This window comes from Neptunomonas sp. XY-337, from assembly GCF_004959845.1.
Taxonomy (GTDB): Bacteria; Pseudomonadota; Gammaproteobacteria; order Pseudomonadales; family Balneatricaceae; genus Neptunomonas; species Neptunomonas marina.
On record NZ_SPLL01000003.1, the window covers coordinates 226,882 to 243,145 of the forward strand.

Annotated in this window: 12 protein-coding genes; 1 reads left to right on the forward strand and 11 read right to left on the reverse strand. The window is 50.7% G+C overall.

All coding sequences use genetic code 11. The features are described 5' to 3' along the window. Position 1: 1 nt before the first annotated feature. Genes E4L36_RS08190 through E4L36_RS08200 form a run of 3 tightly spaced genes read right to left on the reverse strand, consistent with a single transcriptional unit; the run spans position 2 to position 3,870 of the window. Positions 2 to 1,894, reverse strand: a complete 1,893-nt coding sequence (locus E4L36_RS08190) for a nucleoside-diphosphate sugar epimerase/dehydratase (RefSeq protein WP_206064531.1) — start codon at positions 1,892 to 1,894, stop codon at positions 2 to 4. Continuing rightward, positions 1,888 to 2,904 carry a glycosyltransferase family 4 protein gene (locus tag E4L36_RS08195; protein WP_240770706.1) on the reverse strand — a complete coding sequence of 339 codons (1,017 nt, stop codon included), beginning with the start codon at positions 2,902 to 2,904 and terminating at the stop codon, positions 1,888 to 1,890. Before E4L36_RS08195 ends, E4L36_RS08190 begins: the two co-directional genes overlap by 7 nt. A gap of 15 nt (positions 2,905 to 2,919) precedes the next feature. Further along, complete coding sequence (locus E4L36_RS08200) at positions 2,920 to 3,870, reverse strand: NAD-dependent epimerase/dehydratase family protein (protein ID WP_136680213.1); 951 nt, start codon at positions 3,868 to 3,870, stop codon at positions 2,920 to 2,922. A 75-nt stretch (positions 3,871 to 3,945) separates the two neighbouring features. Here E4L36_RS08200 and mnmC point away from each other — a divergent pair, with 75 nt between their 5' ends. Continuing rightward, complete coding sequence (gene mnmC / locus E4L36_RS08205) at positions 3,946 to 5,901, forward strand: bifunctional tRNA (5-methylaminomethyl-2-thiouridine)(34)-methyltransferase MnmD/FAD-dependent 5-carboxymethylaminomethyl-2-thiouridine(34) oxidoreductase MnmC (RefSeq protein ID WP_136680214.1); 1,956 nt, start codon at positions 3,946 to 3,948, stop codon at positions 5,899 to 5,901. A 1-nt stretch (position 5,902) separates the two neighbouring features. On the opposite strand, the gene E4L36_RS08210 is transcribed toward mnmC, so the two are convergent. From E4L36_RS08210 to E4L36_RS08245, 8 genes are read right to left on the reverse strand one after another with little or no spacing between them, the layout of a single operon-like run. Further along, positions 5,903 to 6,826 carry a glycosyltransferase gene (locus E4L36_RS08210; protein WP_169051505.1) on the reverse strand — a complete coding sequence of 308 codons (924 nt, stop codon included), beginning with the start codon at positions 6,824 to 6,826 and terminating at the stop codon, positions 5,903 to 5,905. Beyond that, positions 6,816 to 7,952 carry a glycoside hydrolase family 99-like domain-containing protein gene (locus E4L36_RS08215; protein ID WP_136680216.1) on the reverse strand — a complete coding sequence of 379 codons (1,137 nt, stop codon included), beginning with the start codon at positions 7,950 to 7,952 and terminating at the stop codon, positions 6,816 to 6,818. Before E4L36_RS08215 ends, E4L36_RS08210 begins: the two co-directional genes overlap by 11 nt. Beyond that, positions 7,949 to 10,126, reverse strand: coding sequence for a glycosyltransferase family 4 protein (locus E4L36_RS08220; RefSeq protein ID WP_136680217.1), 2,178 nt, complete (start codon positions 10,124 to 10,126; stop codon positions 7,949 to 7,951). Before E4L36_RS08220 ends, E4L36_RS08215 begins: the two co-directional genes overlap by 4 nt. A 22-nt stretch (positions 10,127 to 10,148) precedes the next feature. Further along, a complete protein-coding gene (locus tag E4L36_RS08225; protein WP_136680218.1) occupies positions 10,149 to 11,366 on the reverse strand; it encodes a glycosyl transferase in 1,218 nt (405 codons plus the stop codon). Next, on the reverse strand, positions 11,363 to 12,679 hold the full coding sequence (locus tag E4L36_RS08230) for a glycosyltransferase family 2 protein (RefSeq protein ID WP_169051506.1): 1,317 nt from the start codon (positions 12,677 to 12,679) through the stop codon (positions 11,363 to 11,365). Before E4L36_RS08230 ends, E4L36_RS08225 begins: the two co-directional genes overlap by 4 nt. Beyond that, positions 12,673 to 14,070, reverse strand: coding sequence for a class I SAM-dependent methyltransferase (locus E4L36_RS08235; RefSeq protein ID WP_136680220.1), 1,398 nt, complete (start codon positions 14,068 to 14,070; stop codon positions 12,673 to 12,675). The genes E4L36_RS08230 and E4L36_RS08235 overlap by 7 nt, the downstream gene beginning before the upstream one ends. Next, a complete protein-coding gene (locus tag E4L36_RS08240; RefSeq protein WP_136680221.1) occupies positions 14,060 to 14,866 on the reverse strand; it encodes an ABC transporter permease in 807 nt (268 codons plus the stop codon). The genes E4L36_RS08235 and E4L36_RS08240 overlap by 11 nt, the downstream gene beginning before the upstream one ends. 28 nt (positions 14,867 to 14,894) lie before the next feature. Next, complete coding sequence (locus E4L36_RS08245) at positions 14,895 to 16,232, reverse strand: ABC transporter ATP-binding protein (protein ID WP_136680222.1); 1,338 nt, start codon at positions 16,230 to 16,232, stop codon at positions 14,895 to 14,897. Positions 16,233 to 16,264: the final 32 nt, after the last annotated feature.

Genomic DNA, 16,264 nt, shown 5'->3' on the forward strand with positions numbered 1-16,264 from the left:
GTTAAGCGCCAAGGGTATGTAACTGCCCAGTTACTTGGTGCGCCTTGTTAGAAGGCGTAAAACTGAGTGCAGATTGTAAAAAAAGTTTCATGATAGCGTCTTGATCTGCGTCTTCGCAGGCGCTCTCTAAGCGCTCCAGCAGCACAGACAACTGCGGCCACTCTAAGTAGTGCTCATCAGCCGACATAATACGCGCATGCTCGGTGCCTGATAGCCGCTCACCTAACCAAAGCTCTTCGTATAGCTTTTCACCCGGACGCAGCCCAATCACCTCAATGGCAATATCGCCGTCTGGGTTGTCGTTATCCCGCACGGTCAGGCCGCTGAGGCGAATCATACGATGAGCAAGCTCCATGATACGCACCGGCTTGCCCATATCGAGTACGAAGACATCGCCGCCTTTACCCATTGCCCCGGCTTGCAGCACAAGCTGCGATGCCTCGGGAATCGTCATAAAATATCGTACAACCTCTTCATGGGTAACGGTTACAGGCCCACCTGCATTGATCTGCTGACGAAACAGCGGCACCACCGACCCGGAAGAACCCAATACGTTACCAAAGCGCACCATCACAAAACGCGTTTGTGTTTGCTTACGCGCCAGTGCTTGTAAGATTAGCTCAGCGAACCGCTTGCTCGCCCCCATAACATTCGTAGGGCGTACCGCTTTATCAGTAGAGATCAGTACAAAGTTGTCCACTCCACTTTCGATCGCCGCCTCGGCACAACGCAGTGTACCCAGTACATTGTTTTTAACGCCAACAACTACGTTGCTCTCAACCAGCGGTACGTGTTTGTAGGCAGCAGCATGATAGACCGTCTCGACACCATACTGCTTCATCAAGCGCGTCAAATGCTTGCGCGATAAAACCGAGCCAAGCACCGGCTCGATTTCCACCAGACTGTGGCGCTGCGACGCTAATCCGCGTAGCTCTTTATCAACTTGGTAAAGCGCGTACTCCGATAGATCAAATAGCAACAACCGCTTAGGTCCAAGGCGGACGATCTGGCGGCACAACTCCGAGCCAATCGAGCCACCAGCGCCTGTCACCAATACCGTTTTATCGGTGATGTTAGCGCGCATCAAACGATCAACCGGCGCAACAGGATCTCGGCCCAGCAGATCCTCCACTGACACCTCTTTCAGCTCATCAATTTTTGCACGGCCATTGATCAACTCTCCCATATCAGGGATTGATAAAACTTCGCACGAGAGCGTTTCTAGGTTGCGCAAAATAGCATGACGCTCACTCTTTTTGATGCGTGGCAGCGCCAGTAGCACCTTCTTCACATGATGGCGCTCCACCAGCTCAGCCATACGTTGCGGCGCAAACACCTCCAAGCCTTGAATAAATGACTTCACTAATCGTGAGTCATCATCCACATACCCAACGGGAAAGTACTCCGCTCCCTGATTGATCGCTAAATGCAACTGCCGCCCCGAAGCGCCCGCACCGTAGATCAGCACCGGTATGCGATCACCTTTGGTGTTCTGGTAGATCATGCGGAAGAATAAGCGCACGCCGCCAATTAAAATCAACGCAAACGCGAAATAGATAATAGGGATCGAGCGCGGCATCGGCACAGCAAAGTAGAGGCTAGCGGTCATCAGGAAGAAGGTTGATAGAAAAACCCCTAGCCCAACCGTCCAGAGCACGCGGAAGCTCACAAACCTCAGCACCGCGCGATAAAGACCGATGCGGATAAATACCATTAAACTCAGTGGGATGAGAAAGGCGAGTAACAACCAATGCCCAGTACTCGCGATTGGCGTGTCCGCATCTAGGCGCACCCAATAGGCACCCCAGAAGGCTATCGACAGCAGCCCCATATCAGCAACCAACGAGACAAAACGCTTAGCGGGCCGGGATAACCCCAAAATAAAAGCTAACACGTAACGGCCTCCTTGGGTGGCACACCGGCTCGCAACCCAATGGCGAGCGCACAAAAAGGTGCATAAGCGATCAATAGACCGAACAATGGCTGTAGATAAGAGAACGCAACGGCATATGCCAATGGCAATAACCAGCAGGTATTGACCACTAACAACGCCACACTCACTCGTGTATGCGAGCGCCAACGATCACTGAGCTTTTGATAAACGTGCGTACGATGTGGTGCCATAAAGCGCTGCCCAGTTAACATACGGGTGATTAATGTCCATGTTGCATCCACCACGAAAGCACCCATCAAAATAACACCAGCTACCGCAAGTATGGTGCTGTGCTGCCAAGCAAGCAGGAGCAGCATGCCAAACAAGATACCCAAGTATCCGCTTCCCACATCGCCCATAAAAATCTTCGCAGACGGCCAGTTCCAACATAAAAAACCACCGGCTGCCATGGCAAGGATGAGGGCTAACCACATCAGTTCATTAAAGCCGACTAACGCAGCTAACAGAGCAAACCCCAACGCTACCGATAACGCCTGCCCAGCGGCAAGTCCATCAATACCATCCATAAAATTATATAGATTTAGCAACCAAACAAGCGCTATCACCAACAACACATTCGCAGCGGTATTTAACGCTAAGGGCGTTATGTTCAGGGGCAGAAGCCAAACCACAACCGCAGCACAGATAAAGTGCACTAACAGACGGATACGCGCAGACAGGCTGTGATAATCATCCCAAAGGCCGATCGCCGCAACACCCAGAGCAGCAAGCCCCGCTCCAGCCAGCTCGTCCGTTACGACACCCAACCACCACAAGACGCCAAGTGCTAAGCTCCAGCTCACCACAATCGCTATGCCTCCACCGCGTGGCGTAGGCACTGCATGGGAGCTGCGCTGATTGGGGATATCCATCAACCGACCTTGCAAAGCGTAGCGGCGCACCCATGCGGTTAACCCCCATGATGTCACAAAAACCGTACATACCACGATGTAATGCCAGCTCGCTTCCACAGCCAATTGATGCCTCTATGATTGGATAAATTGTTCGGCTGCTCGATGCAACGCTTGTTGAGGGTCCACTTCCATGTGCCAACCTAACTGCTGTTTCGCCTTGTGATTCGAAACAACAAATGATCCATATAACTGGTTGTAGAGGCGTATTCTACCGCTAACGCGCGCGAGGACATAGGGTATCGCGTCTGGAATCGCGAAAAGGCGACACCTTTTGCCCATCCCCTCACTCAAAATAGTGAGTAACACCGGCAATGTGAGCGGCTTGTCATCACACAGATGGTAGATCTCGTTGGCAGCAGCGGGATGAAGTAACAGCAACTCGAGAAATTGGCACACATTGTCGAGCGCAACAAATGAGCGCTGACCAGATAGCCCTTTAAAAGGTAGCGGCCAACCGCGCGCTACAATACCTAGCAAACGTCGGAAGTTGCCGGGAGCCGCCGCGCTATAGACCAGTGTGGGGCGGACAATCACATACTCGATGCTGTGTTCGGTACAGAACGCCTGCACCGCTTGTTCAGCACGTAGCTTGCTGCGCCCATATGCTTGGGTCGGCGCAGGTGCTGCACTCTCAGTCACCGGAACGGCGTGTCGTTCACCCAAAACACCGATAGAGCTTAAGAAGATAAAACGCTTTACTCCCGCGCTTGCTGCCGCCTCTAACAATGACTGGGTTGCTCCCACATTGACTCGATCAAACTGATCTTCCGTTTCGCCTGCCGATAACTTATGTGCTCGACCCGCCGTGTGGACAACGACATCAACGCCCTGCAATGCGCGGCTCCAATCCACCTCTCCTGCTAAATCACCCGTAACAAAGTACTCGACGTTGTTTAGTGGTGGTTCAAAGGCCTTACGCACACTGCCGACCACCTGCCAAGCCGACTGCTTAGATGCTAAGCGATCAACGAGCGCACCGCCGATATAACCGCTAGCGCCGGTGATCAATACTTTGTATTTCACAAAACCTCCCCGTTAAATTCGCACCAACAAATCGCTTAATTTACAATGCGCCTTTGACTTAACTACCGAACGACTATGAAGCTGCAAAACGCCAACCTAAGCTGGAAAGAGAACCAACCGCACTCGGATCTGTTTGATGATATCTACTTCAACCCAGCCGATGGCGCAGCCGAAACACGCCACGTCTTTATCGATGGTAACCAGTTGCTCACCCGTTTAACGAGCTGGCAGCGCCCTGTTTTCACCATTGCAGAAACCGGCTTTGGTACCGGAGCCAATTTTTTGCATACCCTAGCTTTCATAGAGCAGCATGCACTCCAGATCGAGCGGCTTCATTTTATCTCAACCGAGCTATTTCCTCTGCACAAAAAGGATCTGGCACGGGCATTGGAACAGAGCTTTCCTGATAACCCCTATGCCAAGCAACTCATTGCGCAATTTCCGCCGCTGCAACCGGGTATGCACCGTATCAACTTTGGCGACCGTTACACTCTGACCCTCTGCATTGGCGATGCAGCCGCCGCGTTTGCGAAACTAGACACAGAGGTCAACGCATGGTTCTTAGATGGCTTTGCGCCCGCTAAAAACCCGGATATGTGGCGTGACGAACTCTTTACAGAGATGGCCCGTTTAAGCCCGCCAGACACCAGCGTGGCAACCTTTACGGCAGCAGGCTTTGTAAGGCGCGGGTTAGAGGCCGCTGGCTTTCGTATGCGTAAACAAGCAGGCTTTGGCCACAAACGAGAGATGCTGACCGGCATAAAAACCGCCTGCCCACTGCAACAACGTGAGAAACCTTGGTTTGCAGCCCCAAAAACTGATAAGCCCAAGCACGCTGCTGTTATTGGTGCCGGACTTGCCGGTATCACAACCGCCTACGCATTAGCACGCCGCGGTATCAGCGTAGCCATTTACGATCAAACCAGCGATATCTGCACTCAGGCCTCAGGCAATCGCCAAGGCGCACTCTACGCAAAACCGCCCGTTGCTCCAACGGTCGCTGGACTGTTTCACCTCTGCGGCCTAGCTGAGAGCATCCGCTGGTTAAACACGTTGAACCTGTTCGATAACGTGCAAGGAGCACAATGTGGCGTGCTGCAGCTCGCTACCCATGAAAAAGAGCAACAGCGCCAGCAGCAATTGATCGATGCCGACCATTACAGCCCAGAGATCCTCATGGGTGTGGACGCACAACAAGCAAGTCAGCTAGCGAATACCGAGATCAACTACCCGGGGATCTTCTTTCCCAATGCGGGCTGGGTTTATCCACAGGCCCTCGGCAAAGCACTGGTAAGGCACCCCAATATTCAAGTGCACCTAGAGGCTAAGGTCGATAACATCGAGCCATGTGATCAACAGTGGCAGCTCAGCTATCAACAGGCGGGTGATACCAAAGCTGCGACGGCTGATATGGTTATTATCGCCAATGCCAAAGATGCCCAAAACTTTACGCAAACATCTCACCTCCCCGTTAAAGCGATACGCGGGCAGGTGACGCACGCTAAAGGCAGCGCAACACTGACGACAGTGATCTGTGCAGAGGGATATGTTTCGCCACCTGTAGATGGCGAATATTGCTTCGGCGCAACGTTCGATCTAAAAGATCCCTGCGAATCGCTCCGCGGAATCGATCACGATAAAAACCATGCGCAGCTGCAAAAAGCTGCACCTAACATCGCTGCGCAACTAGAAGCTAAAGCTAGCTGGGATGGCAAAGTCGGCTTTCGCTGCGCAACGCCAGATTACCTCCCCATCGCAGGCCCTGCACCGGACCTAAACGCCTACCTTGAGCAATACCAAGCGCTGCGTAAAGACCGCAAGGCCAACGTGCCATCCGGCACACCACCCTACTGGACAGGCTTGTTTGTAAATATTGGGCATGGTTCAAAGGGTTTAATTACAGCGCCACTGCTGGCAGAGCACATTGCAAGTATCGCCTGCCAAGAGCCATCGCCCTTGCCGCGCGATATCGCTGATGCGACACATCCTGCCCGCTTTATTATCAAAGATATGATTCGTAAGAAGCTTTAAATCAGCTGCGTGGAGGGCCTAAAAGCACCGTCAGCAGGCAAGCGAAGGCCCACACCCATTGCTCAAATTTTGCACGACGCAGCTTGGGCGCCCAACAAAACAAGGTCCAGTAACCCATGCGGCCACGAGCAAAGGCATTAGCAACCTGCTGTGCAGCCGGGTCGCGATCTGCCAGCAGTTTTGCCAGTAGTTGCATCTGCCCGAACCAACGCCCACCCAGCAAAGCTTTGAAGCGTTTTAGTTTGTGTAGCACACCCACATTTGCGCCTTGCTCATTGTTGGCGTGTTGGCGATACGCCATGTAACTCTCGCTATCGATCACCCACTGATAACCCGAAGCTCGCGCAAAGGCGTAGATTAACCAATCATGGAAATGCAGTGTATTGAGTGCTGACTGATGCTGCGCCACAAACCCTTGCAGTGCCGTGTATAACGCTTTGGTCAGAACGAAGGTACACCCAGGCCCGGGGGACTCACAGAGGTAATCATGCTGGCGTTGAGGCTGGGACTTCACGATACGCTGCTGGCGGCCATCCGGCCAAAACGCATCCACATCGCTGGAATAACCACTCGCATTAGATACTTGCAGCAACTTAATACCAGCGATTAACTTATCGGACCGCCAAATATCATCTTGATCTGCAAAGCTCACATAGTCTGCCGTTTCAGCCGGAACATCGCGTATTAAACGCAGGAAGTTCGCTGCGGCTGAGCCTGCGCGTTGTTGCGGGAGCAGTGTCACCCGCGAGTCGCGCTCAGCGAGCTGTTGGCACCAACCGAGTGTCCCGTCTTTGCCAGGATCTACGCTAATGTATAGCGCCACTTGGACATCTTGCTGGTCGAGAATAGAGCTGACTTGCTCTGCGATCCATACCTCGCCTTCAAAGGCGGCAAGTAGCACCGCGACGGTTGGATCAGCCGACATTCGCAGCATCCTTATCAAGCTGCTGGCGCACTTGTTTCACCGCATCAAGGTAGCGGTAGCCAAACCGCTCATCTGGCTCCAAGTAAGCGCCCTCAGACCACTCATTCCACGCGTTAATAAACAGCCACTCTTTGCCACGGCGCTGCTCAGCACCCGCTAATTTCGCCAGATGATGACCAAACGCTTCTGGCGTCGCACCGTTAAAAAAACGAGCTCGCTTGCCGTAGCGCGCGGTATTGTCCCAATCCACAACGACGGACTGATACGCCTGTGGTGCATCCTGCTCAGCCAATTGATGTATATGCTGCCATAACGCCTCGTAAGAAAACGCATGATAACGCTGATGAGCAGCTTTCATGCGCCCAAGGTACAGCTGCATCGATTCTGGTAGCAAACGCAGTATCGGCTCAACATAGCGCATCAATGCGCTACTCTCGGCCCGCTGCGCTGTAAAAAAGATACGTGGCTGAAAACGGATAACGCTTGCAAAGTTCTGCTGTGCAGTTTCTGCCTGTGATAGCTGATAAGCACTGATGGCCACAAAATGGACGCCGTTAAAACCTGCCTCTTGAGCCCATTGATCGAATGCCGAGAGGTAAGCCTCTAAATGGCTATGCAGCTCAGGTCGATAGATACACAGGACCGGGCAACCCTCACGCTTGAGGTAGCGCTCATCTTGGAAGAACGTTAGCAGGTAATCAAAATGGGCACGCCATACGGCGCGATCATCCGAATAGCTCTGCTTAATAAGCACCTCCGGATTGCCAACCCACTGCCGGGTCCAAGTTTCATTGGCCCAAGTGATACAGTACTCAAGCTGATGGTCTGGATTATCGCGAAACAGCTCCATCGGCTTTTCAAGCATCAGCTTGCCATCGAACCAGTAGTGGTAAAAATTAAAACCTGATAAACCATGGTTTTGGGCAAGCTCGGCCTGCCAAGCAACAGTGTCCGCGTCCGCTTGGTCGTAATAACGCCCATTATAGGGTATGCGTGGCTGATAATGCTCCGCCTCTAACGGTACTGCCTGCTTCACTAAATTCCAGTCAGTAAAGCCCTCTCCCCACCAGCGGCTATTCTCTGGTGTTTGATGGAACTGTGGAAAGTAAAATGCAAATAGCTTCATAGGCGGCGCAGTAGTTTCAAGGAGAGCTTAATAACGCTGGCAATGATCCGTTTAACGATGTTTGGCAAACGCGGTGATGCGATCACTTTTTTCTGCGTGTAGCGCAGAAACTCGCTCACAATCTGCTTAAACGGTTGCTGCTCATCAATATAGAGCGCTTGTGTTTGCTGAACGGTCACGCCTTTATAGGGGTTCATATAAGAGCGCTTTGCTACCCGATAACGCGGTAAATTTTCAGGCAGGTCGATCAGTGCCGCGTATTCATCACACATCTGACCCGCTGTGCGCTGTGCATACGTTTTAACGTTAACTCGCTTCTGTTCAATCAGCTCAGGCGCTTGATGCAAGAGGTGTAACTGCTCAACAAGTGCACCGGCATCGATTGGAATCAACCAGCCAGCATCGGGGGTCACACGCTCAGAAAATGCGCCAATATCCGTGGCAACCACAGGTAAGCCGATCGCATAGAGCTCCGATAACGTATAACTGAACGTCTCGGGTACATTAGACAGTAGCAAGCCCACATGCGGATTAAAGCTAGCTAAATGGCCTGCAAGCTCATCTTTGGTGAAGCTTTCTACACGCGTCACATGGGCATGCTTCTCAAGCCCTTTAGAGTCAGTGCCGCAACCTAGCAACAGTAACTCACAAAACGGTGCCAACCTATCTAGCGCAGCTTTGAGCAGGGTCAGACCCTTTTGCGGCGCCAGTGAACCGAGCACTACAACCTTTAACGTTTCAGGGTTCGCAGGCTGCAACGGCTTCATCGTTAAGCTCTCTAGCAGAGTGCTAGAAAGTCCATGGGGGATAACCGTAATCGGTTTTTGTCGAAGCACTGGCGCAAGAGTTTGATAGCGCTCTACAACTGAATGTGATGGCGCAATCAAGCTAACATGCCGCTGTTGTATCGCCTCCAGAAAGGCTTGTCGTAATGCGCAGAAGTAATCATTGCTTTCATCCGTAAAGAAGCGATGATAATCGTTGTCTTGCTTGCACCCATCCATCCGCGCTCGATCACATTGCTGGCAAGCACTATTGTAGGTTGCCACAATCGCCGGACAAAATGGATAAAAGTCATGCAGAACTACGCGAGTTGGTAAACCGAGCGCAAAAATATCGAGTGACTGACCGATGACCGACGACACCATAACCGCCTCAACCTGATAATCAGCAACGATTTCAGTCAGGAGCCGTGCATATTCCGCATGGTGGATTGCCGTTGAGGCTATCGATTGAGACAGTTGCCACGTCTGTAACGGCACATCCATTTGCGCACTACGATATAGCGCGATTGTTTGACCAAAACGCCCCCAAGTCCCTAACGGCCGTAACACCAAATTATTATGGTGCTGATCGGCCTCTATGTAGTCCTCAACCCAGCGGCCCAAGCCGCCACCCCAGCTATGTGCTAGATGTAGCTGCACCGGCCGGACAGGGACGATCTTCGCAGGTGCTTCAGCTCGCTGCGCAAGCTCCGACAAAGCATGACGCAAAGGTAACAACGGATGATAGTCCTGCGCATTTGCAACACAGTTGTCGCTGAGGCTGTCCAGTGCAAAATATGCAGAGTCGAGCGAACTATCATCGATATAAACGTGGTTAGCCACCAGAAACACGGCACCTTGGCACTTAAGTTGTGCATAAAGTGCCTTGTCAGTATCAGCAGAGATAGACCATAGAGGGCTACTCGCGGGCAGCAAGGCACAGCTTGGCAATAACCGCGTAGTTTCCCAAGCTCGCCCCTCCGCATAATCAACCACCCATTGATCAACTGCATCAACGTCAAGATTGTTCGCTAAATTGGGCTGGTCAAACACACTCAGCAGCGGATCTTGCGCGCTTAATGGCGAGATCCCCACGAGTTTAGGATCGTCGTTATCGCACAGTTCGCTCAATAAACGCAGACTCAGTGCTTCAGGCAGCAGAGCACCTGCTCGAATCACCAGCCGCGGCTTATCACAAGCACCAAGTACGTGACTCAGTGCGCTCCAAAAGGTCGCTGCCGACTGTATATCTTGGGAAACAAGCACTTGGTCGGCTTGTAAAACGTGCTGAGGTGCTTTGGATAGCACCACCACTAGATCATTGTGGTGGCCTAATCGTGTTAAGTAATCGGTGAGCTGGTTGTCGGCTTCATCGGCAACAACAACCAGCTGATAGGAAAAGTCTCTCATACAGGGCTATGCGGCTCCGGCTCTACTTGAAAACCACATTGCCTGTAATACGCAGCGCGCGCGCAAAGTTACGCAACAAGAAGCGCTTCACGCAAGAGTTAGCACGCTCTGTATAGGAGACGGTATAAAAGTAGTTTGCCATGCTCTGCACAACATCTCGAACACCCGCAGTCGGTGAGATTGCAACCTTGTCGGCAGGCACCACTTGTTCAGCAGCCCCCTCAGCCAGCCACTTTTGAAAGCTGTTTTCGTCACTAGAGAAGGGGTTTGCAAACCGCTCATGCAACTCGAGCTGATCTCGGTAGATCACGCGTTCATGATTTGCGATCTTGGTGCCATCGGCGTAAAAGCCGTATTTGCATGGCACCTTGCCCAGCGTTTCCTGCCCGTTTTTATCGCACTCTTGGATATACCACTCGCGCAGATCAAAAAGGATCGGGCTGTGCTTACCATACTTGTTCAGCATGTACTCTTGGCCACCGCTATCAAAACCTGAGAAGTGATAGAAACAGAGCGGCTCGCCATTAATGTGTACATCTTCAATCGAGCTACCGGTAGCATGGCGATGCGTCAAATTCCAAGTCGCAACGTTATACACAGGCGCACGCAGCACTTTTAGGTTGTCGAAGTAACAAGGTGCCAAGTTAACCCACTTCTGATCAGTGAAGAGACCACGCGGGATATTGTCTTGGCAGTATTTCAATAGACGGTCACGCCACCAACCCGAGAATCGACGCCCATCAGCATCGTTTTTAACTCCAACGAACCCTAAATTGAATACGCCGTAGCGCAAACTGCACAACTCGTTATCCACAATCGCTTGGTCTGTTTGTTCAGGCTCAGTTTGATGAGGCGTTAATAGAATGCTGTTGTCTTGCAGTTCATTCACCAGACGATCAAGCGGTGAAAAAATCGCCATATCAGGATCAAAATAAAACACAATATCGGCATTATGCTGCTCGAAAATATGTTCTAACGCCATGCCTTTAACAGCAGTACATAGCTCAACAACTGAGTGCACAAAAAAGAACTTATCGGGGTCTTCAATCGGCAACGACTCAGCCAAAATCACAGACTCGAAGGGCTCATTCGCTAAATCGAATCCTTCGGGTAGATCGTCTGAAAGCACCAAGTGGAACTTAACATCCGGATGGTGTTTTTGAATTGACTGGCCCAACACTCGCGCTTTTGGCAAGTAGTTAGTGGTAATACTGGTATACGCATGAATAGCTGGGCTCATGACGATTTAACTAACCTCGTTATCATTCGTTTAATTTTGCTGCCGATCCGGCGCGCTAACACAATGGGGTACTTACCCTCTAACACCGCATTGCGTTTGATATAATGATCCATCTGCTGGCTCATCACCTCGATTGCACGATCCCGTTGCTCCAATGCTTCGGCATATTCACGCACAATACGCTGTGCTTCGAATAACCCCTCATCGGTGCGTTTAAATTCAACCCGCGCCTCTTCAAGCAAGTGATTTAGTTTTGCAATCTCTCGGTCTTTCGCCTCTATTGCCAAGACATACTTATCGACAATCGCTTGCGCCTGTGCGAGCCCCTCATCCGTACGTTTAAACTCTCTCCGTGCCTCTGCAAGCATCGTCTGATATTGCTCACGTTCGACATCAATAAAGTCCTTGTATTCTAAGATCGACTGAATAATCGAATCTCGATAGGTACGTAGCTGGGAAATCACAACATTAGAGTCATCATTCAGACGAGCAATACGCAAGTCGTCAACCGCATCTCTGTATCGGCGCAACGGATCTTCACTAACAAAGCGTGCAACTTCAAATCGATACTCAGGGTGCAGGCGATTCATCACCTCCTCAGCATGAATAATGCGCTCACGGGTTTCGTCACTGAAGCTGACACCGCCCTCGTGGAAGACAAAAACATCGGCGCAGATCACATTGCGCCAGCCAGCTTTGGCTGCACGCATACAGAAATCCGACTCTTCGCCATAACCTCTGCCGAAGTTTTCAACATCAAACAGCCCTACTTGCTGCAAGCAATCGCGGCGGATGTACATACAAAAGCCCACGGCGGTTGGAATATCTGCGTATTGGGCTTTATTGGCTTGTGCAAACGCACTCGCTAGAGCCTCTAGCGTCCACCCCTCTGGGAGCGAATTAGAGCGATTAAATTGTGGATAAGAGCACACCGTGGCATTGTTTGAGAAAGGCGTCACCGTGCCAATGTTTTCCTCACGATAGGCACATGCTTGCATGCGTGACAACCACCCGCAGGTGACCTCTGTATCACTGTTGAGCAATATGACATCAGCGTTGCCAGCATGGGCCATACCGCGATTGACGGTTGCCACAAAGCCTAAGTTCTGTTCGTTGACGAGTAGCTCCACACCATCTTGCTTAGCCACCTGCTCAAGATACGCAGATACTTCAGGCTCAGGCGACGCATCATCAATAATAATAAGCTGAGCACGCTCAGAACTATTGTGGCGCAGCACCGCTTCAATACAGCGGCGTGTTTCCTCTAATCCACGATAAACCGGGATAATAACGGCTACATTATGTGCTAACACTGCAACTCCTTGTTTGTTTGTGGGCCTTTTACCAAACGAATCGCCGCGTTGTCTTCCCATCCCCACGTTCGATTCACATCCCACAAGATATCCGTACGCACTTTTAGCTGACTGATCACAGCCTGCTGTGCTCGATTCTGTTCATTCAGGTGCTCAACGAGCAACTGTTTTTCTTCCAATAGCGCCCAAAGGCGTCTGCGGCTACAAATACCCAAGCGATCAAGCACACGTTCCCATAAAGTTGGCTGAGCTTTAGGCTGTGCAATTGGCTCCATACTCGGCCATTGCGCAACGGTAGGAGCCGTTTCAGAGAACGATACAACCGTATGCGGAGCTGCCTCATGGCTGTGCCATTCACACCGCAGGCCCTGAGCTTCCCCTACCGCTTTTATGAGGTCAGGATGATAGTAGCGCACGTGCTCAGGATCACGCCAAAAGCCCAATAGTTGGGAGCGAATTGACTCTGGGTCCGGAAACACCAACAGCAATTTACCGCCTTCAACAAGCCGCTGTTGCAGCAGAGTGATCAACCGGCACACCAACTCAAAGGGCAAGTGCTCAACAAAATGGGAGCAGTAAATCCCGTCAAAGGTCTCTGTCGAATTCTCTAGAAATTCGAGCGCATCCTCTGTGCGGATATCTAAACCTAACCCTCGGCCATACTCAGCGATCTCTGAGTTGCGCTCTACACCCACGGCGTCGATACCATGATCCTGCAAAAGCTGCAAAAACACACCACTGCCGCAACCCAAGTCCAGCACCTTGCGACAACCTGCGAAATGATCGACATAAGGGCGCTGCATGGCTAGTAACAGTGGGTGGTCTCGCTGGGCAAACTCATAAATTGAGTAGTCAAAACCTGCTGAGGCTTTTGGCTGCTTTGCCGCTGTCACACAACGATAGCAAACCTCCTCAAAAGAAGAGATACCACCATCAATATTATAACCTTCAGCCCAATCGCCCAAATACCAACCACTTGCATCAGCAAGGCTTGCTTCGACATCTTGCCGCGCCTGAACATTTAGTTCCCCATCGGGAGCAGCAATAAAGCAAGGTATGCCCATAAGCTTGAGCATCCGTGGTAGGTCTAATGTGGCGCCGTTTAAACCTTCAATCAAAACTGCACTGGCTTGATGCTGAATTGCAAACTGCGCAACGGTGCAGTTAAGAGCTTGATAGGCGAAGCCTGCCCGTGTTTCACGACAATGCTCAGATACATTCAGTGTAGCGCTGACATCTGAGCGATCTAATACAGAGATAGGCTGATGTAGATTATCAACCGCACCGAAGCTGTATTCTATCGCTACCGTACGTATCCCATTAAGCGGCTCGGCAATCGTTGTAGGAGAGGGAGATACAACCAAAATACAGCCATAGCTATTAAAGGACATCGGCAAAACCTCTTCTTACGCGCTGGAAGAACCCATAACCTAAAAAGAAAGTACCTAGGGCAACAACCGCTGCAATTGCAAACGAGGTAGGGTCTGGAAACTCGTTCAGTACCAGAACTTTACGGTAGTTCTCGATGTAGAAGGTGAGTGGGTTAATATCCATGACGAGTGCAAACTTTTCAGGCACGATCGACTTTGGATAGAACACAGGGCTTAAAAAAGTTAGCGCCGTCGTAAGAAACCCTGCCACATAGGTTACATCACGAATATAAACCCCTAATGCGCTCACCAACCAAGATATGCCCGCTAAAAAAAGCACAAACATCAACGTGAGCACAGGGAACATCAAAATGCTTAAACCAACCCCCTTCCCGGAAAACAGCACAAAAGCGAGCAGCACTACCGTAGAGATAAAGAAATGAAACAGTGAATTACCGATAGCCACCCAGCCTAATACATCTACGGGGAACACCACGCGCTTAACATAATTGACATTATCTACAATTAAACGAGGTGATCGCCCCAGGATCTCAGAGAACATCAAGTAAACGATGATTCCGCAAAATAGAAGTGAGGCAAAACCTTCATCAACACCGTTTGACTGAGGCCAGCGCGCTTTGAAAATAAAGCCGAACACGAACATATAAACAACGAGCAATAGAATCGGTGTGACTAAAGACCAGAAAAGCCCTAGCCAACTACCTTTGTAACGGCCCAAAACTTCACGCTCAGCCATGCTGTAGATAAGACGACGAAAGCCCCAAGCGGAGCTAAAGGGCTTTAAAAAACGCTGCATAAACAATTACTCTAAGGAGAGGCTGTCATTAATCGATTGGTGTTGTCTCACAAGCAGCCACAGGGACACCAAACAGCCCGTGCACAACATGACTACCGGTCACAGAGAATACCAGTGCATCATGCCTCCAGCAATGTTGGACATGCTCTAACTGTGTTCCTGATGCCACTCCAACCGAGATCACATAATCGCCTTCAGGCAAATAGGGCATCATAAACGTGAAGCGTGTTCGGTAGTGCTTCCCAGCCTTAACACAAAGCGGCTTGTCTTGATCAAAAACACAATTGTTCTCACCAAACAGCACCTGCCCTTGACGGTTCTTGACTAGAAAGCCAACGATCAAGTTATCAATATCGGTTTCCGGATGAATCACCACTTCTAGCGAAGTTTGCGACCCGCCCACAACCCAAGATACCGCTTGGCCGGCAGTATTACGAAACAGCACATCAGCTATCGTAGCAGCACCAGAACCAAACGCTTTTCCACTCTCATCGAAACGGAGGATATCAATATCGTTACGTAATGTTGATTGCTGAAAAAGCTCATCACGCGCATCCACCCAGCTATGATCCGCGGAATACTCTCCACGGGTTTCTAGTGTTTTAGCAGTAACAACCTGCTCCACATCCTGTTGCTGCGAGTACAGATACTCTAAATACGCCTCTGACACTTCACTCGCATCACCAATCATCCGCATATGGCCTTTCTCGAGCCATATCGCCCGATCACACAAACGCGTAATCGCACCCGAATCATGGCTAACAAAGAGAATCGAGCCTTTTTTCTTGAACTCTTCCAAGAAACGGATGCATTTTTGAGCAAACAGCGCATCACCTACAGCCAGCGCTTCATCAATAATCAAGATATCAGCATCGACATGAGCGATCACAGAGAAGGCCAAGCGAACAAACATGCCGCTTGAGTAATGCTGAACCGGCTGATCAACAAAGTCCCCGATACCGGAAAACTCAATGATAGCATCCAGCTTCTCATCAATTTCAGAACGCGTCAGCCCATAAATTGCGGCATTGAGGTAGATGTTTTCTCGACCAGTAAACTCGGGATTAAAACCAGCACCAAGTTCTAGCAACGCAGCAACACGGCCCTCTACCGATATCGATCCCGAGCTAGGTGAAAGTGTGCCACAGATGATCTGCAGCAGCGTTGACTTCCCTGCTCCATTACGACCGATAATACCAACAGTTTCGCCTCGTGAAAGCGTAAAACTGATCGCTCGCAATGCAGTAAAAGCATGCTCTTCACCATAGGGCCGATCTAAAAGGTAATTAAACAACCGTCCATGAGGATTGTGACCACTAAAAAACTGCTTAGCGACATTCTCGAGGCTGATGATGGGGTTCTGCAATGGATAGACACCTTATCTTCCCCTGCCGCTAA